The 25,839-nt window shown below is 62.2% G+C and carries 23 protein-coding genes and 6 pseudogenes; 12 read left to right on the forward strand and 17 right to left on the reverse strand.

Annotation, left to right across the window (positions count from 1 at the left end; translation table 11 throughout):
• Nucleotides 1-71 precede the first annotated feature (71 nt).
• Nucleotides 72-149, forward strand: a pseudogene (locus BLU28_RS26915) (4Fe-4S dicluster domain-containing protein); the annotation flags it as partial.
• A gap of 354 nt (nt 150-503) precedes the next feature.
• Here BLU28_RS26915 and BLU28_RS25250 read toward each other — a convergent pair.
• The gene (locus BLU28_RS25250; protein ID WP_139190438.1) at nt 504-1,307 is read right to left on the reverse strand and encodes an SDR family NAD(P)-dependent oxidoreductase; all 804 of its coding nucleotides are present in this window, start codon (nt 1,305-1,307) and stop codon (nt 504-506) included.
• A 111-nt stretch (nt 1,308-1,418) separates the two neighbouring features.
• On the opposite strand from BLU28_RS25250, the pseudogene BLU28_RS25255 reads away from it, so the two are divergent.
• Nucleotides 1,419-2,347: pseudogene (locus tag BLU28_RS25255) on the forward strand (LysR family transcriptional regulator).
• 252 nt (nt 2,348-2,599) lie between these two features.
• Here BLU28_RS25255 and BLU28_RS25260 read toward each other — a convergent pair.
• Both BLU28_RS25260 and ftrA read right to left on the reverse strand, forming a co-directional pair.
• Nucleotides 2,600-3,523 (reverse strand): annotated as a pseudogene (locus BLU28_RS25260) (ISNCY family transposase); the annotation flags it as partial.
• A gap of 774 nt (nt 3,524-4,297) precedes the next feature.
• Nucleotides 4,298-5,305, reverse strand: a complete 1,008-nt coding sequence (gene ftrA, locus BLU28_RS25265; RefSeq protein ID WP_077986888.1) for a transcriptional regulator FtrA — start codon at nt 5,303-5,305, stop codon at nt 4,298-4,300.
• 58 nt (nt 5,306-5,363) lie between these two features.
• On the opposite strand from ftrA, the gene BLU28_RS25270 reads away from it, so the two are divergent.
• From BLU28_RS25270 to BLU28_RS25280, 3 genes are read left to right on the forward strand one after another with little or no spacing between them, the layout of a single operon-like run.
• A complete protein-coding gene (locus BLU28_RS25270) occupies nt 5,364-5,852 on the forward strand; it encodes a rhodanese-like domain-containing protein (protein ID WP_077986889.1) in 489 nt (162 codons plus the stop codon).
• Entirely contained in the window at nt 5,852-6,250 is a 399-nt protein-coding gene (locus BLU28_RS25275; RefSeq protein WP_077986890.1) for a GNAT family N-acetyltransferase, read from the forward strand. Before BLU28_RS25270 ends, BLU28_RS25275 begins: the two co-directional genes overlap by 1 nt.
• 50 nt (nt 6,251-6,300) lie before the next feature.
• Nucleotides 6,301-6,609 (forward strand): NIPSNAP family protein, encoded by a 309-nt coding sequence (locus tag BLU28_RS25280; protein WP_006698988.1) that lies wholly within the window; start codon nt 6,301-6,303, stop codon nt 6,607-6,609.
• Here the strand turns inward: BLU28_RS25280 and BLU28_RS25285 are convergent.
• The 10 genes from BLU28_RS25285 to BLU28_RS25330 all read right to left on the reverse strand — a co-directional run bounded on the left by BLU28_RS25285 (nt 6,584) and on the right by BLU28_RS25330 (nt 14,483).
• Nucleotides 6,584-7,003, reverse strand: a complete 420-nt coding sequence (locus BLU28_RS25285) for a hypothetical protein (protein WP_006698989.1) — start codon at nt 7,001-7,003, stop codon at nt 6,584-6,586. The two genes, BLU28_RS25280 and BLU28_RS25285, sit on opposite strands and share 26 nt — an antisense overlap.
• 80 nt (nt 7,004-7,083) lie before the next feature.
• Nucleotides 7,084-7,437 (reverse strand): response regulator, encoded by a 354-nt coding sequence (locus BLU28_RS25290; protein WP_006698990.1) that lies wholly within the window; start codon nt 7,435-7,437, stop codon nt 7,084-7,086.
• 80 nt (nt 7,438-7,517) lie between these two features.
• Nucleotides 7,518-8,120, reverse strand: coding sequence for a response regulator transcription factor (locus BLU28_RS25295; protein WP_006698991.1), 603 nt, complete (start codon nt 8,118-8,120; stop codon nt 7,518-7,520).
• The gene (locus BLU28_RS25300; protein ID WP_077986891.1) at nt 8,117-9,703 is read right to left on the reverse strand and encodes an ATP-binding protein; all 1,587 of its coding nucleotides are present in this window, start codon (nt 9,701-9,703) and stop codon (nt 8,117-8,119) included. The genes BLU28_RS25295 and BLU28_RS25300 overlap by 4 nt, the downstream gene beginning before the upstream one ends.
• Before the next feature lie 29 nt (nt 9,704-9,732).
• Complete coding sequence (locus BLU28_RS25305) at nt 9,733-9,954, reverse strand: DUF982 domain-containing protein (protein WP_175477744.1); 222 nt, start codon at nt 9,952-9,954, stop codon at nt 9,733-9,735.
• A 169-nt stretch (nt 9,955-10,123) separates the two neighbouring features.
• Nucleotides 10,124-10,300: a hypothetical protein gene (locus BLU28_RS26525; RefSeq protein WP_006698994.1), complete on the reverse strand. Its 177-nt coding sequence runs from the start codon at nt 10,298-10,300 to the stop codon at nt 10,124-10,126.
• A 419-nt stretch (nt 10,301-10,719) separates the two neighbouring features.
• On the reverse strand, nt 10,720-11,484 hold the full coding sequence (locus BLU28_RS25315) for a DUF2092 domain-containing protein (RefSeq protein WP_077986892.1): 765 nt from the start codon (nt 11,482-11,484) through the stop codon (nt 10,720-10,722).
• 108 nt (nt 11,485-11,592) lie between these two features.
• Nucleotides 11,593-11,793, reverse strand: a complete 201-nt coding sequence (locus tag BLU28_RS25320; RefSeq protein WP_077986893.1) for a hypothetical protein — start codon at nt 11,791-11,793, stop codon at nt 11,593-11,595.
• 42 nt (nt 11,794-11,835) lie between these two features.
• Nucleotides 11,836-13,686 (reverse strand): mechanosensitive ion channel family protein, encoded by a 1,851-nt coding sequence (locus tag BLU28_RS25325; protein ID WP_077986894.1) that lies wholly within the window; start codon nt 13,684-13,686, stop codon nt 11,836-11,838.
• Nucleotides 13,683-14,483, reverse strand: coding sequence for a hypothetical protein (locus BLU28_RS25330; protein WP_077986895.1), 801 nt, complete (start codon nt 14,481-14,483; stop codon nt 13,683-13,685). The genes BLU28_RS25325 and BLU28_RS25330 overlap by 4 nt, the downstream gene beginning before the upstream one ends.
• A gap of 186 nt (nt 14,484-14,669) precedes the next feature.
• Here BLU28_RS25330 and BLU28_RS25335 point away from each other — a divergent pair, with 186 nt between their 5' ends.
• The 3 genes from BLU28_RS25335 (at nt 14,670) to BLU28_RS25345 (ending at nt 17,657) form a co-directional block, all read left to right on the forward strand.
• Nucleotides 14,670-14,939, forward strand: a complete 270-nt coding sequence (locus tag BLU28_RS25335; protein WP_077986902.1) for a hypothetical protein — start codon at nt 14,670-14,672, stop codon at nt 14,937-14,939.
• Between the two features lie 123 nt (nt 14,940-15,062).
• On the forward strand, nt 15,063-16,799 hold the full coding sequence (locus tag BLU28_RS25340) for a hypothetical protein (protein WP_077986896.1): 1,737 nt from the start codon (nt 15,063-15,065) through the stop codon (nt 16,797-16,799).
• A gap of 78 nt (nt 16,800-16,877) precedes the next feature.
• Nucleotides 16,878-17,657, forward strand: coding sequence for a hypothetical protein (locus BLU28_RS25345; RefSeq protein ID WP_006699002.1), 780 nt, complete (start codon nt 16,878-16,880; stop codon nt 17,655-17,657).
• Between the two features lie 49 nt (nt 17,658-17,706).
• Here BLU28_RS25345 and BLU28_RS25350 read toward each other — a convergent pair whose 3' ends face one another.
• Nucleotides 17,707-17,997 (reverse strand): hypothetical protein, encoded by a 291-nt coding sequence (locus BLU28_RS25350; protein WP_077986897.1) that lies wholly within the window; start codon nt 17,995-17,997, stop codon nt 17,707-17,709.
• A gap of 36 nt (nt 17,998-18,033) precedes the next feature.
• Nucleotides 18,034-19,245: an alpha/beta hydrolase gene (locus BLU28_RS25355; RefSeq protein WP_077986898.1), complete on the reverse strand. Its 1,212-nt coding sequence runs from the start codon at nt 19,243-19,245 to the stop codon at nt 18,034-18,036.
• 153 nt (nt 19,246-19,398) lie between these two features.
• Between BLU28_RS25355 and BLU28_RS25360 the strand changes: the two genes are divergently transcribed.
• The 3 genes from BLU28_RS25360 to BLU28_RS25370 are packed head-to-tail and all read left to right on the forward strand — an operon-like array spanning nt 19,399 to nt 23,916.
• Entirely contained in the window at nt 19,399-20,802 is a 1,404-nt protein-coding gene (locus BLU28_RS25360; protein WP_077986899.1) for a DUF1254 domain-containing protein, read from the forward strand.
• A gap of 11 nt (nt 20,803-20,813) precedes the next feature.
• Nucleotides 20,814-21,842 (forward strand): DUF1254 domain-containing protein, encoded by a 1,029-nt coding sequence (locus BLU28_RS25365; protein ID WP_077986903.1) that lies wholly within the window; start codon nt 20,814-20,816, stop codon nt 21,840-21,842.
• 55 nt (nt 21,843-21,897) lie between these two features.
• A complete protein-coding gene (locus BLU28_RS25370; RefSeq protein ID WP_077986900.1) occupies nt 21,898-23,916 on the forward strand; it encodes an alkyl/aryl-sulfatase in 2,019 nt (672 codons plus the stop codon).
• 36 nt (nt 23,917-23,952) lie between these two features.
• On the opposite strand, the pseudogene BLU28_RS25375 reads toward BLU28_RS25370, so the two are convergent.
• Nucleotides 23,953-24,306 (reverse strand): annotated as a pseudogene (locus tag BLU28_RS25375) (transposase); the annotation flags it as partial.
• A gap of 300 nt (nt 24,307-24,606) precedes the next feature.
• Between BLU28_RS25375 and BLU28_RS25380 the strand changes: the two are divergent.
• Nucleotides 24,607-25,345: pseudogene (locus tag BLU28_RS25380) on the forward strand (hypothetical protein).
• Between the two features lie 5 nt (nt 25,346-25,350).
• On the opposite strand, the pseudogene BLU28_RS25385 reads toward BLU28_RS25380, so the two are convergent.
• Nucleotides 25,351-25,839 (reverse strand): annotated as a pseudogene (locus tag BLU28_RS25385) (ISNCY family transposase); the annotation flags it as partial.

The following is a 25,839-nucleotide window of genomic DNA, read 5'->3' on the forward strand; positions in this document are numbered from 1 at the left end:
GCGTGCCTGCTCCAACCCTTTCACTCTGGTTATCCTCTCACTTCGCTCCGGTGCGGCGACCTTCCAAGAGCGACATCAAGGACCCAAACCAGAACATCAACTGGGTGCCGCCGCAGGGCGGCGAGGGGCCGGCTTACGCCAATATGTGATGCGGTGAGGCTGTGTCATGAATGACCAAACCATCAGCGTGCGGAGATACCCGGAACGAACGAGGGAAATGATTTTGCGCGCGGCCGTGGATGAGATCGTCGCCCATGGGCTCGATGTTGCGCGGACGACATTCAGGCGCCGACCATGAATCTTCTGAATGACTTCGAGGCGATGCAATTCTTTCTGCGACATGGTGATCAAAAAGGGCATGGCAACTCCGATCGTTCCTGACTGAAGTCAGGCTGAGCATCGTCGCATCCTTGCTCCCAACGTTGACATTGACCAGCGTTGTGCGAGGAGAGTGTCGCATTTCTATCCGGCCCAAATGTCGCATTACTAAATGGCGTGTGAGTTCATGCCGAAGCGCGACTTGCAGGGTGTTTCAAGCTAACCGGCATGCCGCATCTGCGCGAGCAGTTTCTTTCGGAAGACTTCCGCCGGCGTTCGATAGCCGAGGCATTTGCGCGGCGTGGATAGGCCACGACGCTGGCGACCTCATGGTCCTTGCCGTAGCGTCCGATGGCCATGCCGGGGCCGACGATCTTCGAGACAGGACCTCCATCCGGGTTCATGTCGGTGTCGGTCGGGCCAGGGTGCACGGTGTTCACGGTGATGCCCTTGGGGCCGAGATCTCGCACAAGACTACGGTTGAAGCCGGCGACAGCTCCCTTCGTCAGCGTGTAGAGAGAGGCTGTCGGAAACGCTGCGTAGCGGACCATAGACGAGCCGATGTGAATGATGCGACCGCCCGATTTCATACGACGTGCAACCTCCTGCGTGCCGACGAATACACCAGTCACGTTGACCGCAATCATGCGCTCATAGTCTTCGAACTTGATGTCCTCGATCGGACCGCCAAGTGCGATGCCGGCATTGTTGACGAGGATGTCGATCGAACCGAACGTTTCCTCGGTCTTTGCCACGGCAGCCCGCACTGATTCAGGATTTCCGGAGTCGGCATGGATGGCGATGGCACGACCGCCTGCGTTTTCGATTTCCTTCACGACAGCGGCTGCCTTTTCGGGCGAGGCGCTGTAGGTGATGGCGACGGCGGCTCCATCGGCCGCGAGGCGCTTTGCGATGGCTGCGCCGATAGAACGGGAGCCGCCCGTTACGAGAGCAGACTTGCCGGACAGTTTCAAAGAGATGTTGACCATTGCGATCACTCCGTTGCTTGGTTTCGATGGAGTGAATATCGCTCTCTTATTTCCCTTTGATTAGAGGCAATTGGCGGTTATTAATTTCAAGCGATCATTGAAAGATAACTCATGGAAACGCTGGCAAATCTTGAGTCCTTCGTGCGTAGCGCGGAGCTCGGCAGCTTCTCATCCGCCGCACGCAGGCTGGGTTTAACGCCAGCAGCGGTCAGCAGGAACGTCGCCACCCTCGAATCCAACCTGAAGCTTCGGCTTTTCCAACGCAGCACGGAAGTCTTATGCTTACGGAGGCGGGTGAGCGCTTCCTCCATTCGGTCCGTGGTCACCTGGAGAGCCTTCAAGGTGCGATTGCCGAGGCATCCAACGAACAGGCCGAACCGGCAGGCGTGCTGAGACTCAGCATGAGCCCGACATTCGGAATTGAGTATATTCTCCCCAAACTGCCCGAATTTATGAGCCGATACCCCTTGATCAGGCCGGAATGGATGTTCGAGAATCGGCAGGTTGACCTCATCGCCGAGGGATACGACGCGGCGATCGGTGGCGGATTTGAGCTGAAACCGGGCATCATCGCGAAAACCCTTGCCTCGGCCCACATCATCGCGGTTGCCTCACCGTCATACATGCAGGACCGCGTTCCGCCTCATGACCCATCCGGCCTGACTAATCTGGACGGGGTCGTCATGCGTTCATTGCGGACAGGTCGAATTCGACAATGGCAGATGCGGAACGTCGCAGGTGAAGAGCAGGCGGCGGCGCTAAAGGAAAGGATCGTGGTCAACGATCCGGCAGCAATGCGGTCGGCTGCGGTTCTGGGGCTTGGCGTAGCCATGATCGCGAAACCGGACGCATTGCCGTATCTGGAGAACGGGGAACTCATTCGGTTGATACCTGCATGGTACGCGGACGCCGGTCCGATTTCGATTTACTATGCAAATCGGACCTTGCTGCCCACTAAAACCCGAGTGTTTGTTGATTTCATCGGCGAGGTCTTTGAATGCGAAAGGTGGCCAGAGCGATTTGCAGGGACATTGGGTTAATGTCACATGGCAACAGTGTGCGATGAAGACCACGGCTGGCTAACGTTACGTTATAACTGTCAAAGCCGATTAGAGATGCGACGCCGCTGGCCCGTTAGAAATGCGACACTGACCGCCTTATTGCTCTGACGGCCAGCCCCCGACCGGACCGGCTGGGCCGGGTTGCAAGGGTAGGGAGGGGGGCGGGTGATGGAACACCCCTCGGCTTTAGCTTCTTCAGCCGTCAACGGAGCTTTGCGCCAAGTGCGGCCCTTATTCGGCCGCCTCCATTCGAGCGAGAGCCTTCTGTCGTTTCGCAATCACTTCCGGATCGTTCATGAAATCCGTCCGTCGTCCTGGCTTGCGGCCGCGCTTTTGGTATCCATTACTCTGGCTGCCGTCCGGGATCTCAAACATGCTGTTGACCTGTCCGGTTCGGCGCGGGCCACGTTTGCTCCGTTGTAAATCGCGGCCTTCCTGCATCTGAGCGACCAGCGACAGCATATCGTCCAGTCGTTTGTTCTCAACCACAGGCGACCGGTGAACCGAGCGAACCGTGTCGAAGGTTCTGTAGGACAGGTTGAAACTCTCGTGCATGATCTCCAGACGGCCGTCCGGATAATCGCATACGATGACTTTTTGACCCGCCAGTGATGTTGCCCGTTCCGTCGGATCGAGAATGAATATCACCTTGTCATAGCGCAACGTCAGGGATTGCGAGAGCGTGCGGACCTCCTTGCGGCACATGGCACTGTCGAGGTTCTCATGGGCGGCGAGGGGACGGTGCATGTCTTTCGGATTACGTGGTGGTTTACCGAAACGAGCGTTGAAATCGATAATGGATTCCTGCGCATAATCGTTGGCAGCGTCTATTGTGTCGATACCACGAAGCCGCAGCTCCTTCACTAATCGATCCTGCAGGGTCTGGTTAGCCCTTTCAACCCGGCCCTTAGCCTGTGGGGTGTTGGCGCAGATAATGTCGAAGTTCAGCTCATAGAGCGCGCGTCCAAACTGCGTCAGCCCACTGGCGCGATCTTTCTCCGAGACGTGCGTAGAGCGAAACACGCCGTGCTTGTCGCTATAAAAGGCCAGCGGTTTACCCCATTGCTGCAAATAGGCCTTGGTCGCGTGCAGGTAGTCGAATGTGTTCTCGGATCCGGCAAAGCGCAGATGTAGCAACTTCCCGGTGGCGTCATCAGTGGTGCGATCCTCGAAGGACGCAATCGCCGTCTTTGCCCGGCGATCTACGGCTGCTGCCACGGCCTTCCTGTTTGCAACTGACAAGGCCTCCGCCGGCGTCAGCCTGGCGCTGGCCAGCCGCCTTATGATAACGGAGACGTCTTTCGTGTCGATCCGGGCGCCGATCTGCATCCGCTCGATGACTTCGCGCCTCGAATCCTCGTCGGCGGCAACGAGCGCCTTCAGGACGGGAAACGACGCTCGCGCCTCTCGCAGGACATCCTCGGATCCCTTCAACGTCTTCGCGAATCCCAGGTACGTGGACATCTCGGCGGCAGGCAGATTGCATCGGGCCTTGAGGAAGGCCTTTGCCTCCAGGGCCGGGACGACGTCCGTCAGCCTCTCGATCTCGGCCGCCATCTGCAGAACTTTGTTGGTCATCTGCTGCTGCTGTTCCGTGATCCGCCTCATCACGGCAGAAAGCGCCTGCGCCTTTGGATCGATGTCAGCCATGTCCGATGTCCCCTTTCGGGACCTCCAAACGACAGGGGATCTTTCAGGGCCGGTAAGCGGATTGATAAAATTCGATCGGAAGCAAAGGATTCGCGGTGGCGGCGGATGTTAACGGTCTGGCAAAACAAAGATCCGCATTGAGCGCCTAAACGAAGTGTAGCATGCCGCTATATACCGTTCGCTCCTCGGGGCGTGCCGCGATCGTAAGATCGAGGATCCTCCTGACGTGGCGCGGAGGATCTGGGGCGGCAGCGTCCGCAGGCTAGGGGTTGCGCCAGCCTAGCTTCGGCCTGCCTGCCTCGCGAAAGCCTTCCGGTACGACGCCGGCGTCGTGAATAGCTGGTTTCGGAAGTGGTGCCTGATCGTGGCGGTGGAATTGAAACCGGTCTGCTGTGCAACCTGTTCCACCGTCAGTGTGGAGTTCTCGAGAAGATCCCTCGCGCGGGACAGGCGCTCTGTCAGTAGCCATTTCGCGGGCGTCATGCCGGTCGCCGCCTCGAAGCGTCTGAGAAAGGTTCTCTCGCTCATCCCGGCCCGCTTCGCGAGGGTGGCGACCGTGTGCTCTTTGTTGAGACTAGCCCGCACGTCGTCTATGAGCGGCCCAAGACGATCGCTCTCGTACAGCACTGGAACCGCCTGCGCGATGAACTGGGTCTGGCCTCCGTCGCGATGAGGTGGCACTACCAGACGACGGGCGACCATGTTCGCCGCGGCCGCACCGAAGTCGCGCCGGATCAGATGCAGGCACAGGTCGAGTCCTGCCGCGCTGCCTGCAGAGGTCAAAACAGATCCTTCGTCGACATAGAGAACGTCCGGTGTGACCTCTATGCCGGGGTGGCTCGTTCGCAGCCTGTCGGTATACCGCCAGTGGGTCGTGGCACGCTTGCCGTCCAGAAGGCCCGCCGCTGCCAGCACGAAGACGCCGGAGCAGATAGAGAGCACGCGCGCGCCCCGCCGGTGTGCTGTCGCCAGGGCGTCGCATAGGGTGCGCGGCACGGCTTCGTCGGCTCCGCGCCACCCCGGCACGATGATGGTGTCCGCTTGCTGCAGAAGCTCCATGCCGCCGTCGACGACGAGACGCACGCCTCCCGTCGCACGCAGCTCGCCTCCTTCGACGCCCGCTACGGCGAACCGGTACCAGTTAGCGCCCATCTCGGGACGTGGAAGTCCGAACACTTCGACAGCAAGCCCGAATTCGAACGTGCACAGGCCGTCGTATGCGAGGGCGACGACGAGATGTTCTGCATCGGTGGGAAGGGCGAGTGCGTTTGGCATGATCTTGCGCATACATGGCGGTTCCGCCATCTGCAAGCGTCGCTGTCTTGTCGGTATGGTCTACACGTAGATGAGCCTTGTAACCGAATATCCTGCCGCCTCGTCCAAGGTCGCGGCCGAACACTTTCTCAGACGTCTTTCGGTCGAGACCGACTGCGCCGACGTCGCCCACTCCCAGGCGTCGGGAGAAGCCGACTTCGTGCTTCTTCACGTAGTCGGCTCGTCGCAGACGTTCGCGTGCCGGCACCTCCCCGGCGCGGTCCACCTGCCTCATCACGAAATGACGGAAGACCGGATGGCGGAGTGGCCGAAGGAGACCCTCTTCGTCGTCTACTGCGCCGGCCCGCACTGCAACGGCGCCGACCAGGCAGCGCTGAAGCTCGCGCGGCTGGGGCGTCCGGTGAAAATCATGATCGGCGGCATCACGGGGTGGCAAGACGAGGGGGTTCGACTTCGTCTCCTCGACGGACGCCGGAGACGAGGCCGCTTGAGGTGCAGAAAAGGGAAATCTCGGTCCGACCGCTTCAGCGGTCGGACGTCTCGCAGGCGCTCGCGCTGATGCGCCAGCTCGCAGAGTTCGAAGGATATGCGGCCGCCCTGCATGTGACAGAAAACGATCTTGTCCGCCATGGCTTCGGCGAGCGGCCTAGCTTTGGAGCGTTCGTGGCGCAACTGGACGATGCGCTCGTCGGGTTGGCCGTGCACTACGAGATCCCATGGCCCTTCGACATGAGGCCGGTCGTCGTACTGAAGGAGCTGTTCGTCGTCGAGGCGGCGCGGGGGAGCGGCGTCGGCGCGTCTCTATTCGACCGAGTTGCCGAGCACGCGTCCGCGCGTGGGGCATCCATCCTCCGCTGGACAGCCCTCCCTGACAACCACGACGCCAAGAAGTTCTACACCTCGCGTGGAGGACGGTTGGACAAGAACTGGGAGACGTGGGAAATGCGACTTCGCTGACGTCCGGCAGCCCTTTCTGCCGGCCTACCCCATCAGATATGAGAGAACAAATGATCACCTGCTACCTGAGATACGTCATCGACCCGCACAAGGTGCCTGAATTCGAGGAGTACGCGCGGCTGTGGATTCCGATCGTCAACCGCATGGGCGGAACACACCACGGCTACTTCCTGCCGAGCGAGGGGGCCAGCAACATCGAACTGGCACTCTTCAGCTTTCCAAGCCTCGCCGCCTACGAGGACTATAGGTCGCGGATGGCGGTGGATCCGGAGTGCGTCGCCGCCTACGAGCTCGACAGGCGCAACCGGATCATTATCAGCTACGAGCGGAGCTTCATGCGTCCTGTCCTGGACGCCTGACCGGCCGGGAGACCTTACACTTGCCAGAGCTCAATGACGCACTTTCGCCTGGGGTAAATATCGGTAGTGGCCGAGTCCTTGGGAGTTCTATAAGCGTGCCCTCCCACCCGTTCAGCGCGTAGAACTGCGCCAAACGCACGCGCAGGCGGGCAGTCTCTATCCTGACGATCGGGTCGTCGTCGGCGATGGCGGAAGCAGGGCGGCCGAACACCTCCACGGCTGCGCCAAGAGCCACGCGCGCTTCATCCCAGCCTGCCAACGTCTTTTCGCAAAGATACCTCAGCAGGCTGCGCTGCTTCTCGGTCGCGTCGAAGGCGGGGTCGCCCAGGATTCGTTCCAGTTCGGCCATCGCGTCCGCGGCCGGAACGCCGGTGGTGACATTGGTCTGTTCCACGGTTGTAGTCTCCGTCGGTCGGTGCGTTGCCGCACATTGAACCGCGCCGACGCGACGACCTAGCTGGACCTTGGTCCACCTTACCGGAGAACTGGCCCGAGTACCGTCAAGGCCTCGTCGGCGGAGAAGGGCTTGTGCAGGCAGGCTAACGCCCCCTGCATGATCGCCCTGCGCTCCAGGTGCGATCCTGCATCCGCGGTCATGGCTACGACCGGAACGTCTACTCCCGCGGCCTTCATGCCGCGGAGCACGGCGACGCCGTCCATTCCCGGCATGTTCAGATCGAGAGCGACGGCGTCCGGCCGATCGCCGTCGAGCGAGAGCAGGAATTCTTCTCCGGAGGCGAAGGATGCGGTGTCGATGCTGCAGGCGCCGAGCGCCCGTGCGAAGGCGCTGCGGAAGGAAGCGTCGTCGTCGACGATGGCGATGAGCATCGGGTTCTCCGTGTTGTGCGCCGACGGTAGCGGGGCGTCCGCTGCCGAACCAGATGGCCCTTGGTCCAGTGGCTGTCGAACTAGGAGGGAAGCAGTTCCCGTAGCCTGACGAGATCGGTGACTGAGCGGACGCCGAGCTTGGTCATCATCCGCCCACGGTGGAGCTTGACCGTCTTCTCCGAGATGCCGAGCTCGTAGGCGATCTGCTTGTTCAGTCGGCCGGCAACCACGAGGTCGAACACCTGAAGCTCGCGCGGGGTGAGCGAGGCGATCTTCGCGAGAGCGTCGCCGTGCTTCTCCCGGTCGGTCCTCGCGGCCAGGTCACGACGCAGCGCTTCGTCCACCGCCAGAAGCAGGGCCTCCTTGTCGACCGGCTTCGTCAGGAAGTCGATCGCGCCCTGCTTCATTGCCTGTACCCCGACCGGCAGATCGCCGTTCCCGGACACGAACAGCAGCGGACGTCCGACCTGCTTCAGGAGACTCTGAAGATGCATCCCGTCCATACCGGGCATTGTCAGGTCAATTACCGCGCAGCCGGGCCGATCCGGCTCGTGCGCGAGCAGGAACTCGTCCGGCGACGCGAAGGCGAGGCAGTCGTAGCCGTTCGATCTCAGGAACCGCTCGAGCGCCCGCAGAAACGAGGCGTCGTCGTCGACCAGATAGACTACGGTCGTGCCGCTCATGTCGAAGCTCCCGACGCCAGCGGAAGCGAGAACGAGAAGATCGCTCCTCCGCCAGCGGCGGACTCGTACCAGATCCGCCCGCCATGCGTTTCGACGATCGCCCTGCATATCGGCAGACCCAGTCCGCCCTGCCGCCCCTTCGAGCTGACGAACGGGTCGAAGACGCCGTCTCCCACCGCAGGATCCACGCCCGACCCCTCGTCGCGCACCTGCACCACCACTTCGTCGGCCACCCGCCCAACCCAGACCCAGAGCCTCTTTCCTCGCGTTGCGGCCATCGACTCCGCTGCGTTCGAGATCAGGTTCACCAGGACCTGTTGGATCTGGGCGGGGTTGCCTGACACGACATGAGGCCGGTCCGGGACGGCAAGCTCCGCCGTGATCGGCCACTCGCTAAACTTTGCATTCAGGAGCCGGAAGGTCTCGGCGGCAACCTGCCTGAGATCGAAGAGCACACGCTCCTGCGCCGTCCGACCGAAGGTCTGCCTCAGCCCGGAAAGCGTCCGCGATGCCCGCGCCGCGTCTTCCGAGACGTCGTTGAAGATTTCACGAAGAAGCACGAGGTCGGGCACGTCGCGGCTGATCTCGCTCTTAGCCGTGCTTGCGTTTAGCGCGATCGCGGAGAGCGGCTGGTTGAGCTCGTGCGCCGCGACAGATAGGACGGCGTCGACATGGTGGAGCCGCGACTGCCGCTCGTGTTCCCGCTGCATCGCAAGCAGCGCGAGGCGCCCGTAAAGCGAGGTCGTTTCCACGAGAAGGCCGACGAGAACCAGCGACGCCGCCAGCAGGCCTACGGCCCGGCTCTCGTACCAGACGAGGCTGAAGCGCCAGATGGTCAAACTCACGAGGATGCTGGCGACAAGCCATGCCACGAGGACGAGAAGGAGCCACAGGTCGAGCGCGGAGCGGCCGTTTCGCCAGACGAGCAGGGTCGCTGCGATTTCCAGCGGGATGATGATCGGCGCGTCGACCGGCCAGATACGCCGCCCGGCGTCCACCATGATGTTCGGCAGCAGAGGGTCTCCCAGAGTGACGAGCAGCGTCAGCATCACGACGGCGGCGAGAACTAGCAGGATGCTACTGAAAATGGATCGCGCGGGCGGCGCTGGGACACCTCCGGCGCGATCGAACCGCCTCGCAAGCGCATAGGCTACGGCCGCGACCGGCAGGCCTGCCCGCCAGAAGATCTGCAGGTAGTTGCTGCTCTGGACCGTCGCTCCCAGAAGGCCATCCGGGGTGAAGCCGCCGGGAAACGTCAGGCCATGCGCGACGATGATGAAGGAGGTAAAAAGGTAGCCGGTTGCCAGGACAAGAAGGGGGCGGGAGCCTGTGACGGCAAAATGCGCATATAGCAGCGCGGCGGTCACGAGGTCGACGATGAACAGCACGGCGTCAAGGACCAGGACGAACTGGGGAGACTGTACAAGCTGCACGTGCCGGAAGGGAAGGGAGGCGATGCATGCCGTCACCAGCAGGATGCACATCCACAGGGCGATCACGCGTTGCGACGCGGACGGTTCGATATCCGATATCAGCACGCGGCCGGTCAGGAAGCCTCGCTCTTCCTGCCGAGTGACGTCCATGGCACGATCCTCCTGCCGGTCCCGGTGCTTTATTGATCGTGCGGGAGCGAGGCGGCCGCTGCCGCGGCTACGAAGGCCGCGCGCGCAGCCTCGGGCGGTAGCTCGCCCTCGTAGACCGCAAGACAGACGCGCAACGCCTCGTCGTATTCGTCGGAGACGTCCTTAGGGGCCCACAGTTCCATCAGGCATTCGGCGGCCTCATGCGCCGAGGCGACGACCTGCGTCCCATTGGAGGGAAGCTGCACGGTCACCGGCCTCTCCCATCGCTCATGATACTGCTTGGACATACGTGCGCCTGACCGTCTCGCCAACTGCACCAAGATAGAACACTTTCATTGCTGGAAATCAACATGCACCGCTGTCCGGGTACCGCACCGAGCGGCCGGACGAAGACCCCGGCCGCTCATCCTGCTAATCTGCTCACCTTGGGTCGCTCACTGCGACATAAATCACGGTGTGACCGTCGTAGCGCGGTTCGAACCAGTTGCCGCCACAGTCCCTGTAGGACACTCCATTGACCACGACCGTCGTGCAATCTGGGGGCAGCGTCGCGATGATGGTGCCGACGGCGACGGCGGTGGCGGTGGCTCCCCACACGGCCGCCGGTCCCCAGTATCCGGGCCAGTATGGGCCGGGTGGCGGAGGAGGAGGCGGTGGCGGTAGTGGATGCGGACCCGGCGGATGCGGCCCTGGATGGGGACCGGGCGGATGCGGACCGGGCGTCGGGGGATGAGGATGATGTCCCCCGCCTCCAGCAGGATCCGGACCGGGCGGGCGGGGAGCGGGGCGAGGACCGTGCGCCGGGTGTGGAGCGACGGCGGGGTGGAAGCGGGGCTCGAAATGCGTCGGCGTGTTGAATCCACGGAAGCCGCCTCCGCCAGGATGGTAGCCTCCATGCATGCCGCCGCCGCCGAAGTTCATCCGTGGCATCCGGCCGCCGAAGCCGCCGCGTGCCTCGGCCAACTGGGGAACGACGAGTGCCGTTGTCAGAAGGGCTGTGAACAGAAGGCGCGCCTTCATTTCCTGTCCTCCTCGTTCAGAAACCTGATCTTCTGGGCTCCCTCGGCCGGCTTGTACGCGAAGACGTCGTCGGCGATGGTGGCGTTCTCCGTCCACTCCAGCACGGATGTGATACGGGGACGCGTCAGATCCTCGCGGTCGACCAGCGATATCTTCAGGGGCAGGGGGCCGCCCTCCGTGGCGATCCAGATCTCGGCGTCCTGGTCCGCGCCGCGGAACGCCCAGTGGTCGGTCTCCCGGCCGTTTACGAAGGCGTGGCCGACGAAGAAGCCTTCCTTGATCAGGTCGATGGGCGCGTCCGGCGTGCCCCAGGAGAACAGGTCGGCGAGCGGGAACGACAGGTCGTACTTCTGGGCCGCCTCCTCGAGCGCCTCCTTGATCGTGGGCGGCGCGGGAACCTGCGCGTAGACGTTCTGGTCGGGCGACGCGTAGACGAGCGTCTTGCCGTCGTAGACGAGTTCGCCATGAACGACGTCGGTCGCAAGGTCGATGCGCAGGCGGTCGGGGCGTCTGACCTCGTAGGTCGCGGTGCCGCCGATCTCCAGCTTCTGGTCGTTGTCGAGAACGACATCCGTGGTCGTCGTCGCCTTCAGGCCGAAGACCTTCAGCGACTGGAGGTGGTCTCCCATCTTCTTCAGGGCCTCGACGGACTCCGGTTCGATCCGCGGCTCCGTCGTCCTCTTCTCCTGCGCCATCAGGCCGGACGCCGTCAGCAGCAGGGCCGCCGTCGCCACGACAAGGCGCGAAGCGTTCATCTTCATCGCGTCGCCTACCTTTCCTCCCGATCGTTCGGGATGCGGATAGGCTGGCGGGTAGGTCACCTAGGCGGAAGTACGTTACAGTTACGGACGACGTAACATCGGGCGTGGTCAACGTCTGCGCCGGCGAACAACCCCAAGAGCGCGCAGAATGGCCGGCGCGTAGATGCCGCATGCAAGGAAGGCGGCCAGCATCACGAGCGAGACGCCGAGCTGTACGATATCGTAGCGCACGGTGCCCTCGGCTACAAACCAGCCTGTGACGACGCCCGCTAGCGCGAAAGGGAGGCGGGCGAGGATTGGGAACCACATGATTGAATCCTTCCATCGAAATCGGAACGCAATCGCCGCGCATCATGCCTCGGGCGGCGACGCTTGCCTTAGCCGGAGCCTTGCCGCCGCTGCTGCCGCGGACCCCTCCGCGCCGGCCGTTTCCGCCCCTCCGACCTGCACGCTCGGCGTCGCGAATTGTATACCGTTCGAAGTAAACGCCTCGCGCAGCAGGAGGTTGGCGCGACGACGCACGAAGGACTGCATCGGGGACGGCTTCAGCGTCATGCCGAAGCTCAGCACGAGGCCGTACTCGCCGAACTCCTCCAGCCCCTTCATCTTCAGCGGCTCGATAAAGAGCGGACCCAGCTCCGGGTCTTCCATGAGGCCGGCCCCGATCTTCTTGGTGAGCTTGCGCACCTTCTCGACATCTGTGTCGTAGCCGACGGAAATGCGGAACTTCACGACGCCCCAGTCGCGGCTCATGTTCTCCACCGCGCCCAGTTCGCCGAATGGTACGGTGAAGATCGGACCGCGATGGTGGCGCAGCCTTACCGAGCGGAGGCTGAAACCTTCGACGGTTCCCTTGTAGTTCTTCGCCTGGATGTACTCTCCCACCCGAAACGCGTCGTCGAGCATGTAGAAGACGCCGCTGATCACGTCCTTCACGAGCGTCTGCGAGCCGAAGCCGATCGCGACGCCGAAGACGCCGGCCCCCGCTACGAGGGGACCGATCTGGACGCCGAGTTCGGCAAGGACCACGAGCGCCGTCATGACCAGAACGACCACCGCGAGCGCGTTGCGGAAGATGGGCAGCAGGGTTCGCAGGCGCGCCTCACGTTCCGCCCCGGCCGCATCGGTCGGGGAAGCCCGGCCGGCTAGTTTTCGGTCGATCCAGCTTCTGGCGATCTGCCAGAGAAGGTCGGCGCCCAGAACGACCACGACGCTCTTCAGGAGGCCGTAGAAGTTGGACGTCACCCAGGAATTCTGATGACCGACGCCGTCGGGGTTCATTTCCCAGACCAGTGCGAGCCACGCGGCCGCTAGCACCACGACCAGCGCTCGCGCTCCCCGCACTACCAGAACCGTCCTCAGATCCGGGAGGTGTTCCTGGAGGAGAGCGGCGGCGGTCTTCCCCACGCTCCGCAGCAGCGGTGGAAGTAGAAGGGCGTAGACCGCCAGCCAGAACAGGACCCGAAGCTCCAGAGACCACAGCATCCACGCTGCCACGAGACCGATGATCAGGAGGTTCTTGAACGGTCGGGCTGGCGTCGCGAGCGACCATGCGGTGGCCACGGCGAGAGCCAGCACGACAAGCGACATGAGGTAGGTTACTGCCGCGACCACGTCCGGGGCCACCCCTACGGCCTTGCCCGCCGCCGAACCCGCGACGGCGAGAAGGAGAGCCGCCGCCGCCATCCTCGCCCACGTCGCCGACGGCGGATGGATCGCAAGGGAGACGAGGGCGGAGACGATCCTATAGCAGACGAAGGCGGTGAGGTAGCAGAGGAGGACGACCCGCCCGAGAGGGGGCCAGTCTACGGCGAAGAAGACGACGGCGACGGTTCCGGAGAAGACAGCGATTGGGAGCAGCGCCGACGCCGCACCGCGTTCGGACGGACGGCCGCTCCGGTAGATCCGTTCGGCCGCGAGCCCGAATGCGGCAAGTCCGCCGAAGACGAGAAGGATCGGAGGATAGCCGTGGGATCGTGCATCTGCGCGTATGCGGGCGGCGGTCGACGCCAGTTCCTCGGGTATGCGGGGTACGGCGGCCAGGACGGCGTCGATATGGGAGCGGACGGTTCTCTCCCAGGCAGCTACACCCGCACCGGCTTCTCCCGCGGGAGCAGCCATGCCCGATGCCTGGACGCCGTCCTGAGCCTGCACATGGGCCGCGAAAACCAACGACAGCGCCAGCGCAAGCAGCCACTTCATTCGGAGGCCTTCCGGATCGGGAACTGGAAGTTCACGCCGGCGAAGATCTGCCAGCGTGGCGCGCCGGGCCCGTCGTGCCAGACCGTGTACTGGGGCTCGACGAACGCGTTTATCGTAATACCCTTCTCGAGCGGGATCACCTTGCCGATCCCGAGGCCGACGGGGATGTAGCTGCTGCCGTTCTCCAGGTTGAAGTTCCAGATCGCCGACGAGCGTAGGTACCATCCGTCCATTAGGTTGAAGTTGACGATGGGCTGGATGGTGGCGAGGTTGACGTCTTCGCGGTCGTCGGAGCCTGCGAAGGAGGTTTGGTATGTGACGAAGCCGCCGAGCAGCCCCCAGCTCTGTGGAGCGACGACCGCGCCGGACGCTCCGATCTGCCACTTCCCGGACCCAAGCGAGCTGTCGGTCGCCGTTGGCAGCACCAGCACCGGCCCAGCGGCGAAGGTGATCTCTCCCTGCTTCGGCAGGACGAACAGGTCGATTAAGGTGAGGTCACCAAGCCCGGTCACGTAGCCGTCGGGTACGTCCGGGGAGGTGGCTATCGGGAGCGTGAAGCGGAAAAGCTGGGGCAGGCCGAACATGTCTGTGGGGATCAGGCCCCGGAGCAGGAACTGGTTGGCGTGCGGGTCGCCAGGCGCGTCGTTGAAGCTCGGGATAAAGTAGTCCTGAAAGTTGATTGTGATCTTCGGCGTCAGCGGGTTGTTGGCAGCGTTGACGTCTGAGTGATCCTGCGCCGCCACGTGTTCAGCAAGAAGAAGGCTTAAAGCCAGCGACGTCGTCCTCCAAAGCTCCATGTCGAGTTCTCCTTTTTCACGACATGAAGCCACATCCGCGGCCGCCTGATGAGTATCGTTACAGTAACATTGGACGTAACGGCCTTCTCAGGGCCGGTCCGGAAGGAGTCGTTACCGTATCTTACTTCCATCCCTTTCGGGGCCGGCGCACGATTGTCCTTCAGCGTCGGGAAGAGGAGAGGCCAGGTGGACGCAGGGGTCTCGCAGGAGCGGGGCAGGCTCAAGCTGATGCTCAGGCTGCCTCGGCTCAGGGGAAGGCTCCAGCTCGTCCATAACACACAGCCGACAGTCGCCAACCTCTTTGAGGCCTATGACGAAGCGTCCTCCACGCTCGAACGGCTCCGGTCACAGTCTGAGGCAAGCTCAGCCATGCTCGAGGAGTACCTGCGGATCTGCGACGACATCGAGAGCGACGTGATCCGCCTGTGTCTGGAGCACGACAATCCGTCCCACTGAGGGACACTCTGCAATCTCGCGGTGTGGTGGTAGAGGAACACGTTCGACTTTAGTCCGATTGTGGCGTATATCAGCGGCTTGAAATGCTCAGATAGCCCGCGTTGTATCATGAGGGGACGTGCGATGGACGGCAGGCAGAGCGATATCGATCTCGACCAAATACCGCAGGACGAGGCCATGGCGGAGCTCGAAAGGCTCCTGGCGGACCCCCGCCTTAGGGTTGCGGAGCGTAACAGGCAGTTCCTGAAATATATTGCAGAGGCGCGGTTCAACCACGGCAGTGGCGGGGTCAAGGCCTACGTCATCGCTATCGACGTCTTCGGGCGACCTGAAAGCTTTGACGGACAGAATGATCCCATCGTCCGTATCGAAGCCAACCGGCTCCGCAGCGGTCTTGACCAGTACTACGACGCGTACGGCACGCCCGGCGGCCTCAGGATCGAGGTTCCCAAAGGACGCTATGTCCCGCGGTTTTCACGTATTCCAGGTGGGCCTAAACCTCTTCCGAACATCCAGGAAACGGAGCTTCCGTTCCCGGAACCGGCTACGTCTGGGCCGGTGGCGCCGTCCGAGCAGCCTCTACCGCCCGCAGCAACGCGCCGGCGACCGATCCTGCTTCCGCTTGTAGCCGCAGCATCCGCGGTTGCGGCATTGGGTGCGGTCGTTGTTAGCCCCGGCGTTTTACAAACCGCGCCCGCTACGCTCGTAGACAAGCCGGGCGTTCTTATCAACATGACCTCGGACGATCCCGCCACCGCGGCAGAGGCGTCCCGAGCGTCGGACTACCTGCTAGTCGCACTGTCCAGGTTCGAAACTCTCCGTGTCTTGGATTCTCGCCAGAAGCCGTTGGAACCGGATGGCGAGGGGCCGAGATGGAAGTATCGTGTCGATCTGAAGTACATCATGGACGGCCGCAGTCGAAGCGTTTGGTGGCAGGTCACCGATGCGCGCAGCGCCGAAATTCTCACGGCCGGAGTGGAATCCGCCCCCGAAGACGGAATGGACGTAGGCTCGATCCGGGAGGTTCTCGTTCCGGTCGTGGCCAGGCAACTGGCCTCCACCCGAGGCGTCATCAGCCGGATCGAGACGGCGCGCGCGGGGACGCTCGGAAACCCTTGCGTCCTCCAGGCCGAAGCCGCGATGGACGAAGGCATGTTTGAGAATCTCGATAGACTTGGTAAGTGCCTGAAGGCGACGGTTGCGGCAGATCCCTCCGACGCCGACGCCAAGGCGACCCTGTCGCGGTTCCTGGTGGTTGCGCGGCACGACGCAAGCGACACCGAGCCGGTGGACGAGGCCCTGGCGCTGGCTAACGCCGCGGCCGTGGCGGCTCCGGGTTCCAACCGGGCCGCGCTCGCGCTGATGTTCGCACGATTTGCCGCCGGGCAGATCGAGGCGGCGCTCGAGTCCGGGCGGCGCGCCATCGCCACGAACCCCGACAACGAGGAACTCGCTGCGAAGGTGGCGCTCTTCCTGACCTATGCCGGACGATGGGAAGAGGGCGCCGCGATGGCCCGTCGGGCGGCCGCGGGGACTAACCCGCCCCGCGCTGCGGTTCTGACCCTGGCGCTCGACTCGTACAGACGCGGTGATTTCGCCCGCGCGCGGGACTACGCGGAAGGTATCAACTGCGGAGACATCCTGGTCCGGACTTTGAGGATCGCCGCCACGGCGCGTCTCTCGGCGGAAGAGGGCCGAAGCCGTCTGGCCGCTCTCAACGCGCGTGAGCCGGATTTCGAAGAAAACCTTCTCGCTAACCTCAGCGCTCGCAGGATGGAAAGGAGCCTCGCAAGGGCTGTGGTGGAAGGCGTGCGAGCCGCAGGAGGAAGACTGGGCGGGGATACCATGGCGTCGCTGTAGCTCTTCGTTACAGTAACGTACTTCAACGCTCCCGCAGGCCGATGTTTCATCTCCGGAGAACCTCAGGGGAGACTATCGATGAAGCGACACCTTACCGTTCTTGCCGTCCTGCTTGCCGCCGCCGCTCCTGCAGGCGCGGCCGACTTCCTCCCCGCCTACGCTCCGCAACCGGTCGAGGAAAGGCCCGATCACTGGACCTTCTCGTTCTCTCCCTACCTCTGGATTGCCGGCATCACCGGCGATACCGCCGTGTTCGGCCTTCCCGAGGTCCACAGCGACGAGAGCTTCGGCGATATCCTCAAGGACGTCGACTTCGGCTTCATGGGCGCAGGCGAGGCCCGCTACGGCGACCTCAGCATCCTGACGGACATCTCGTACGCCCGCGTGACGAGCAGCGACGCGACGCCGCGGGGGATCGTTGCCGATTCTATCAGCCTGAAGCAGGAGACCTTCACCGCCATGGTGGGCGTCGGCTACACCATTCTCGAGAACGAGCAGGGCCGCCTCGACGCCGTCGGCGGTGCGAAGCTCTGGTGGACGGAGACGACGATCGGCTTCCACGGCGGGGCGCTCGACGGCGTCTCGGGACGCGACGAGGCGACATGGGTGGACGGAATCGTCGGCTTCAGGGGGGTCTATTCGCTGACACCCACCTGGTACCTGACAGGCTGGGGCCTCGTGGGCGCGGGCGGCGCGGACATCGACTGGGACGTTATGGCGGGCGTCGGCTACAAGTGGAAGGACTCCATATCGGCTATCGCCGGCTACCGCGCGCTGGGCGTGAACTATTCCAGCGGCGGCCTCACCAGCGACATCGTCGAGCACGGGCCGATCGTGGGGCTGGTGTTCCACTTCTGACAACGGGGGAGGTGGGTGGCTTTCCGAGCCTGCCCCTCCTCGGCGGCGCCTAATCGCAGCTCCGTTCCCTTCTTGCCTCCCGCCGCTTGCGCAGCACGAGCAGCGGGCGAGAAGTATGCAGGAGCCGACGAAGCCCTTGCTTCCGTAGCCGAACAGGCCGCCCATAGGGAAAACCGATCCAATCGAGGAGGACGTTCATCATCAGAGCGTCCGCGACCGAGGTAGCCACGTTCACGACAGGATGGACGTCGGTGTGCATGAAGCGCTCCGCCATCCAACCAACGAGGAGGCCGACGACCACGGCCGTAATCCAGTCAACCCTTCCTTCCGTCATGGTCATGCGTGCTTCTCGTTAATGCGAGATCGTGCTTCCGCTCTAGTTCATCAGCGGCTTCGACTTCGGGTCCTCTACGAGCGTCGGCGTCACGTCTGTTTCCGCGTTCGAACGGCCAGGCTGCTCCACCACCGTCAAGGGTGCGGCCACCGCCGTGCCTGCGACGGTACCGACGGTGCGGACGGTACCCCCGACCACGGCCGCCACGCCTTCGCCGAGCGTGATGTTGGTGTCGGTCAGAGGCTGCCCCGTCATCAGCCGCTGGCCGATGAGCTGGACGATCTCCGGGCTTTCCGCGAATTTGCCATGATGGAGTCCGTCCTCCGTCTTGACCTTCGTAAGGTCGATGGCGGTGACGCCCGCCGCCTCTAGCTTCGACCGGTACGGTTCCTTAGACGGATCGATCGATCCGAGGCGGGAGACGTTGCCGGTGATGAAGCTGGATGCGGCGAGCGCCCGATCGTCCTGGGAGACGAAGATCGTGAACTTCGGCTTCGGCGAGCCCATCTCAACGTACTGCTTGGCAAAGACCTGAATGTCGATGTCGGGCGAGGCCAGGATTACGTTGTGGATCTTGGCATTCACGTGCCCGTCCCGGATGCCCATCTGACGCAGCGACTCCATCGCCAGCCATGTCCCCATTGAGTGCGCGAGGACCGTGATGTCTTTCACCGCCGGGTCCTGTGACAGCACACGCAGCGACTGCTCTAGCGCCGTTCGGGAGTAGTTGGTGCTCTCCTTGTCGTATTCGTACGCGGTCAGTTGCGCCCGCGACGGCCACGTGAACAGGATGGGCGTCGCCCTCATGCCGCTATCGTGGACGATCTGCGCCAGCCTGAAGACGGAGTCTTCGTAGCGGTTGTTGAAGCCGTGAACGAAGACAAGCGCATGACCCGCCTGGACGTGCTGGCGGAACCACAGTCGTCCTTCCTGCATGGTGGTCACCGGTCGAACCCGCGTGACGGCGAAGTCGGTTCGTAGGTCCGGCGGTAGCCGCTTCGGCCATTGGACCGTTCCAGGTGCGCGGTGCTCCGGAATGGAGACCGCGACGTCGGTAAAGTGGGGGCGGGGACTCCGCTCCCCGTTGAAGAGCGTGGACGAATCGCCCGAAGGCTGGCGCGTCGTCGCGACCAGCATGTCCACCTTCGTTGTCTTGGGCGAACCCGGTCCGACAGCAACAGGCTGCATGACCCCCATCGGATGTCCGCAGGAGGCGACTAGCAGGACGAGTGGGACGGCGAGCGTCTTGCGCATGTGGGTCTCCATCGGGTTCCCACCTTAGGGAAGGGCTGGGGACATTCCACCTCGTAACCGTAACGACCACCCGCAGATCTGCGGCGTTACCGTAACGTACTTACCGCAGCGCCACCTCGGGCACATCTTCCGGCAAAAATACGGGAGAATGCGATGAGATCGTTTGTCTTGGCTCTGACCTGCAGTGCAGTGCTGTTCCTGCCCCACGAGGGCCGGGCCATCGGCGGTTTGGAGAGGCGGCAGATGGAGAACCGCGCCGTCGAGGCCCTAGTTTGGGGCATGCCAGCAGTCAACTTTGAACTGATGTATTTGGCGGCCGTCGAGGCCGGGGGCGACTGGAACCAGATTATCTACTGGTCGAAACCCCTCACCTGGAAGAACCAGACGCTCACTCCCAATCCCGACACGATCTACCTCATGCCGTTCTACAACACGAAGGATGTCGGTCCGGTCGTTCTTGAAATTCCTCCAGCAGGCGATGGAACAATCACGGGCAGCATAGACGACGCCTGGCAGACCGCTGTGGAAGACGTAGGTCCGGCGGGCGCCGACAAGGGCAAGGGAGGCAGTTACCTAATCCTGCCACCGGGATACGTAGAGGCCGTGCCGGACGGATTCATTCCGCTCCGCCCGTCAACCTACTCCGGTTTCGCGCTTCTGCGCTCGAACTTGAAAAGTCACAAAGATGCGGACGTGACCAGAGCTGTCGCATACGGCAGGAACGTCAAGCTCTATCCACTGTCCGAGGCGGGCCAGAACCCCAGCACCACATTCGTAGACGCTGCAGACAAGCTCTACGACTCTACCATCCGCTACGACGCCGGTTTCTTCCAAGCCCTGGACCGCGTGGTGCAGCGGGAGCCGTGGCTAGAAAGGGACAGGGTCATGATCGACATGCTGCGATCGATCGGCATCGCTAAAGGCCAGTCTTTCCAGCTCGATGACCAACGGCGCGCGTTGCTCGACCGGGCCGCGGGTGAAGCGCGCGACTGGATCGACTCGAAGTATGAAGCCGCGTTCGTGCCCTTCTACGAGGGGACGGGATGGGGACTGCCCGTTTCGACGGATGTGATCGAAGGCATGTCAACCAACTTCGCGTCACCGGAAAGCTATCCGGTCACAGCTCGCGGGGTCATGTATTCGTTGGGATATTTCAGTGCGAAGCACCTTGGGGCCGGGCAGTTCTACCTGATGACCATCAAGGACAAGGACGGCCAGCCGCTCCAAGGCGGCGCTACCTACCGGCTTACCATTCCACCCAATGCTCCCGTGGAGCTCTATTGGTCCGTTACCGCCTACGACCGCGAGACCCACGCGCTCATCAAGGGGGCGGAGCGATCCAGCCGGGCATCGAACGCGAACGACCTCAGGGCGAACGCCGACGGCTCCGTGGACGTCATCATTGGGCCCAAACCTCCGGAGGGCCAGCTATCCAACTGGATTCCTACCGATCCGAACCGCGGATTCGAGCTGATGCTGCGGGTCTACGGACCGACAAAGGCCTTCTTTGACAAGACTTGGAAGCTAGCCGACGTCGACAAGGTAGCCGAAAGATAGGAGTGCTGGATATGAAGAATTTGCCCCTCCTTGCACTGGCCGTTTACGCGCTGGCTGTGACCAATTCGCCTGCCAATGCAGCTTACGACAAGATTGAGCCTGTCACCATCGATAACTTCGTGCGGGCCGAGAGCGATCTCTATTTCGGCCACTCGGTCGCCGACGGCGGCTTTGGTGCATGGAACCACATCAGGGAGCTTCTCCCGATCGACCATCAGGCGGTCATTCGCGGCAACCGCGACACCCTCTACTCGACTAGGGTGTTCGATCTCGACGCTGGTCCCGTGACGATTACGCTCCCTGACGCGGGAAGCCGCTTCATGTCACTGCAGGTTATCACCGAGGACCAGTACACCTGGACGGAATACGGCCCTGGAGAACACGTTCTCGACAAGAGCAGGATCGGGACGCGATACGCGATGGCAGGGGTCCGGACACTGGTCGATCCAACTGACCCGAAGGATCTCGAACGTGTGCACGCCCTCCAGGACGCCCTGACGGTCTCTCAGCCGGGTGGACCGGGGAAGTTCGAGGTGCCCAACTGGGACAAGGAGAGTCAGAAGAGGATACGGGAAGCGCTTCTGGTTCTTGCCGCGACCGTTTCCGATACACGACGCGCATTCGGCACCAAGGAGGAGGTGGATCCCGTCCACTATCTCGTCGGCGCGGCGTCAGCATGGGGCGCGAATCCCGCTCGCGACGCCATCTACCTGAACGTCGTGCCACCCCGAAACGACGGCAATACGAACTATGTTCTCAAGGTCAAGGACGTGCCGGTGGACGGTTTTTGGTCCGTCAGCCTCTACAACCGTGACGGCTACTACCAGAAGAACCCGCACGACGCCTACACGCTCAACAACCTCACGGCCAGCAGGGACGGCGACGGCGCCGTCACCATCCGTTTCGGCGGATGCGACGGAAAGACGTCCAACTGCCTGCCGATCATGGACGGCTGGAACTACATGGTCCGGCTTTACCGCCCGAAGCCGGAGATACTCGACGGGCGATGGAATTTCCCAGAAGCCCATCCGGCTCCGTGACTGTCCGCGGCAATGACTTCTTCACTTCAACGTATTCCAGAAGGGAGCATTTGAAATGTCCGAATTCGAACTTGATCGTCGTAGCGTCTTGCGTGCCACGTCGGCTCTAGCCCTTCTTGGACTGGGATCGGCGGTAGCGGGCCCTCCTGCCGCGGCGCAGGAACCTGCGACGACGGGCATCCAACCTAAGCCCGCGACGGAAGCGACTAAGGCAGCGAACGAAGCGCTCCGGAAAATGTTGAACTTCGACGACCGCGAGGACTTCGAAAACGCGACGAGGGGGCTCATTGCCAAGCCCGACGTACTGACCATCAAGGACGACGAGGGCGGCGTCGTCTGGGATCTCGAGCAGTATAAGAAGTTCATCGACGTCGACAAGCCGGCTCCCGACACCGTCAACCCGAGCCTGTGGCGGAACGCTCAGCTCAACATGCAGTACGGCCTCTTCAAGGTCCACGACCGCATCTTCCAGGTCCGCGGCTACGACCTCGCCAACGTGACCTTCGTTCAGGGAGACACGGGCTGGATCGTTCTCGACGCGGGAAGCGCGTTGGAGAGCACGAAGGCGGCCTACGAACTGGTAAGCGACAAACTCGGTAAGCGGCCTGTGCTGGCCGTCGTATATAGCCATTCGCATGGCGACCACTACGGCGGCGTTCGGGCGCTCGTAGACGAGAAGGACGTCGTGACCGGCAAGGTCCAGATCATCGCCCCGGAACATTTTACCGAACATGCGATCAGCGAGTTCGTCATCGCGGGAAACGCGATGGGCCGCCGTGGCATCTACATGTACGGTCCACTGCTGGCACGTGACCCGATGGGCGGCGTGAACGCAGGTCTCGGTCAGACGATCGCGCATGGCAATTCGGGACTGATCCTGCCCACACGCGAAGTCAAGAAGACGGGCGAGGAAATCGTCATCGACGGGGTGACGATGGTCTTCCAGGTGACGCCCGGAACGGAGGCGCCCGCGGAAATGAACACCTATCTCCCGCAGTTCCGTGGGATGTGGATGGCTGAGAACACGACTAACACGATGCACAACATCCTGACCCTTCGCGGCGCGCAGGTGAGGGACGCCTCGAAGTGGGCGAAGTTCCTCGACGAGACCATCCAGCTTTACGGCGACAAGACCGACTTCAAGTTCCAGGCTCATCACTGGCCGATGTGGGAGACGCAGAAGGTCGTTGAATACTGGAAGAAGCAGCGCGACCTCTACAAGTACATGCACGACCAGACGGTCAACCTGATGAACAAGGGATATACGGGGGTCGAGATATCCAACATGATCGAGCTCCCGCCCGAACTCGACCGGGCGTGGTTCAACCGCGGCTACTACGGCAGCCTCAAGCACAATACGCGCGCCATCTACCAGTTCTACATGGGCTTCTACGACGGCAATCCGTCGACGCTCGACGAACTGCCGCCGGAGGAGAAGGCTAAGAAGTATCTCGACTACATGGGCGGCCCGGCAGCCGTGCTGGAGAAGGCGAAGGCGGACTTCGACAGTGGCGAGTACCGCTGGGTCGCCGAAGCGTTGAAGCATGTCGTCTTCGCGGACGCGGGCAACCAGGCCGCCAAGGAACTTCTGGCCGACGCCTACGAGCAGATGGGGTATCAGGCGGAATCTGGGCCGTGGCGTTCTATCTATCTTCAGGGTGCTCTAGAGCTACGGCACGGGGTCCCGACTGTCGGCAGCATCAATACCGCGGGGCCGGACACGGTACGGGCGATGCCTCCGGAGCTGCTCTTCGACTATCTCGCCGTGAAGCTGAACGCGGAGAAGGCGGCGGGAAAGAAGCTACAGGTCGCCTTCGACTTCGCCGATCTGGGCAAGAAGTTCACCGTCACGATCGAGAACGGCGTCCTGAACTATTCCACCAAGGCCGGCTCGCCTGAGGCAACGTTGTCCCTGTCGAAGGCCACCCTCGACGACATCCAGCTCGGAAATCTGACCGTGGAGAAGGCTATCCAGTCGGGCGCCGCCAAGGTCGACGGCGATCGTCAGAAGCTGAGCGAGTTTGCGGGAATGCTCGACGAGTTTCCGTTCTGGTTCAACATCGTCACTGCGTGAGTGGCACGCGCGGCGCTGGTCCGACTTTGATTGAGGACGCGAGACGCGGACGAGGCTGCGCCCCTCCAACAACAGGCGCCCGGCAATCTGCTCCGGAGACCAGCGTGCCTCCAACTGGGTGATGATCTCCGTGCGTAAATTCGGGTGCCGCCGCAGCTTTCTCAGCCGGCTTCGCCGGTCCTTGGAGATATCGTGAGCTACCGTGCTGTAGTAGCCGTCGTAGTCCGGCAGTTCACGATCGCGAAACGTGTTGCGCTTTATCTCGCGGTAAATCGTCGAACGATGGCGGCCAAGCTGACGGGCCATTTCGTTGATGGGAACTTTTGCCGCCACCAGCTGATGTAGGCGTCGTCGGTCGGCGAGAGCAAGCTGCGTATAGCATCGGGACATGCCAAAATCACCAAAGTTAAACCATTGAAAACATTGGCATGTCGCACTTGGAAATAGAATGTAACCGGCTACACATTTTGTCAAAGCTGAATAGGGATGCGACGGCGGTGGCCATATAGAAATGCGACACTTGCTCCCCGGATCAGCCCCCGATCCGACCGGCTGGGCCGGGTTGCAAGGGAGGAGCGGGGGCGGGTGAGGGGCACCCCTTCGGCTTTAGCTTTCTCAGTAGCAATTGTTCAGTCGTCGGCTGATACTCGCTTTCATCTGAATTGAGCGGGTAGGGATCAAAGCTGAACGATGCTTCCGGAAATCAAGCTGCAGGGTGATGTCGATGTTGCCGCGCTGTCACCACTTGTTCGCGGCATGCTTCTGTCCGTTGCCTATGCTGACGGCGAAGGTGGTATAGGATTGACGGCAACCGGCGCCATGAACCGCAAGTTCGTGCATTGGGCGGCTGTGAACTTCCTCTGGCCCGACTTCACAGCCAAAGATCTCTACAGCATGCACAAGGTGCTCAATGAGAGCGACATGCCACCGCTCTGGGTCGTGCGCGACATGGCTCGCCATCTAAAATTGCTTCGCCGGAAAAAGAATGTTCTGCTGCCAACCAAACGAGGTCGCGAGTTTCTGCTGAACCCGCAAGCCTTCTTCGATCTGGTCGCCACGGACTATCTCTATTCGTATGTCCACGTGACCGATCGGCCAGAGGACGTTCAGGCGCGATTGCGCTGGTGGCGCATGTTCCTCAACCTTCTCAATATCAAGGCCAGAGAAGGTTGCACGCCATTGGATGTTGTAAAAATCCTCAATCCAGACTTCGCGCCCCTATCAGACACCGAAATGACCCTGGAAGCCTGGGAACTGAAAATCCGATGTCCAATATGGCGTCCTGAGGCGCCTGTGCTGGCTCGGCCTGCTCTACGAGGCACGAGAAGGGCTCACGATTTTCCAGGATGGATCCTTCCACAAGACGCCACTTTGGTCCGCCTGCCTGCAGCTGGAATCGGATACACAAAGCGACATCGGGGTGCATTGAACGTCTTATTCCGCCGCCGGCTGCTTCGATAATGCTTTCTCGCGCTTCGCAATCACCGCTGGATCGTTCATGAAATCCGTCCGCCGACCCGGCTTGCGGCCACGCTTCTGATACCCGTTCGCCGTGCTGCCGTCGCGAATACCGAACATATGATCTTTCTGCCCGGTGCGCCGTGGTCCGCCCTTGCTGCGCTGCTGTTCTCTGCCGGTCTGCATCTCGGCGACGATCGACAACATGTCGTCCAGCCGCTTGTTGTCGACGACCTCGGCACGATGCACCGAGCGTAACGTATCGAAGGTTCTATAGGGCAGGGCATAGCTCTCGTGCATGATCTCGAGCCGTCCGTCCGGATAGTCGCAGACAATCACCTTCTTACCTGCCAAAGGCGTGGAAATCTCGGTCGGATCGAGGATGAACAGCACCTTGTCGTAGCGCAGCGTCAGGGATTGCGACAACGTGCGGATCTCCTTGCGACACATGGCGCCATCGAGATT

The sequence above is a fragment of the Agrobacterium pusense genome (assembly GCF_900102105.1).
Lineage (GTDB): Bacteria > Pseudomonadota > Alphaproteobacteria > Rhizobiales > Rhizobiaceae > Agrobacterium > Agrobacterium pusense.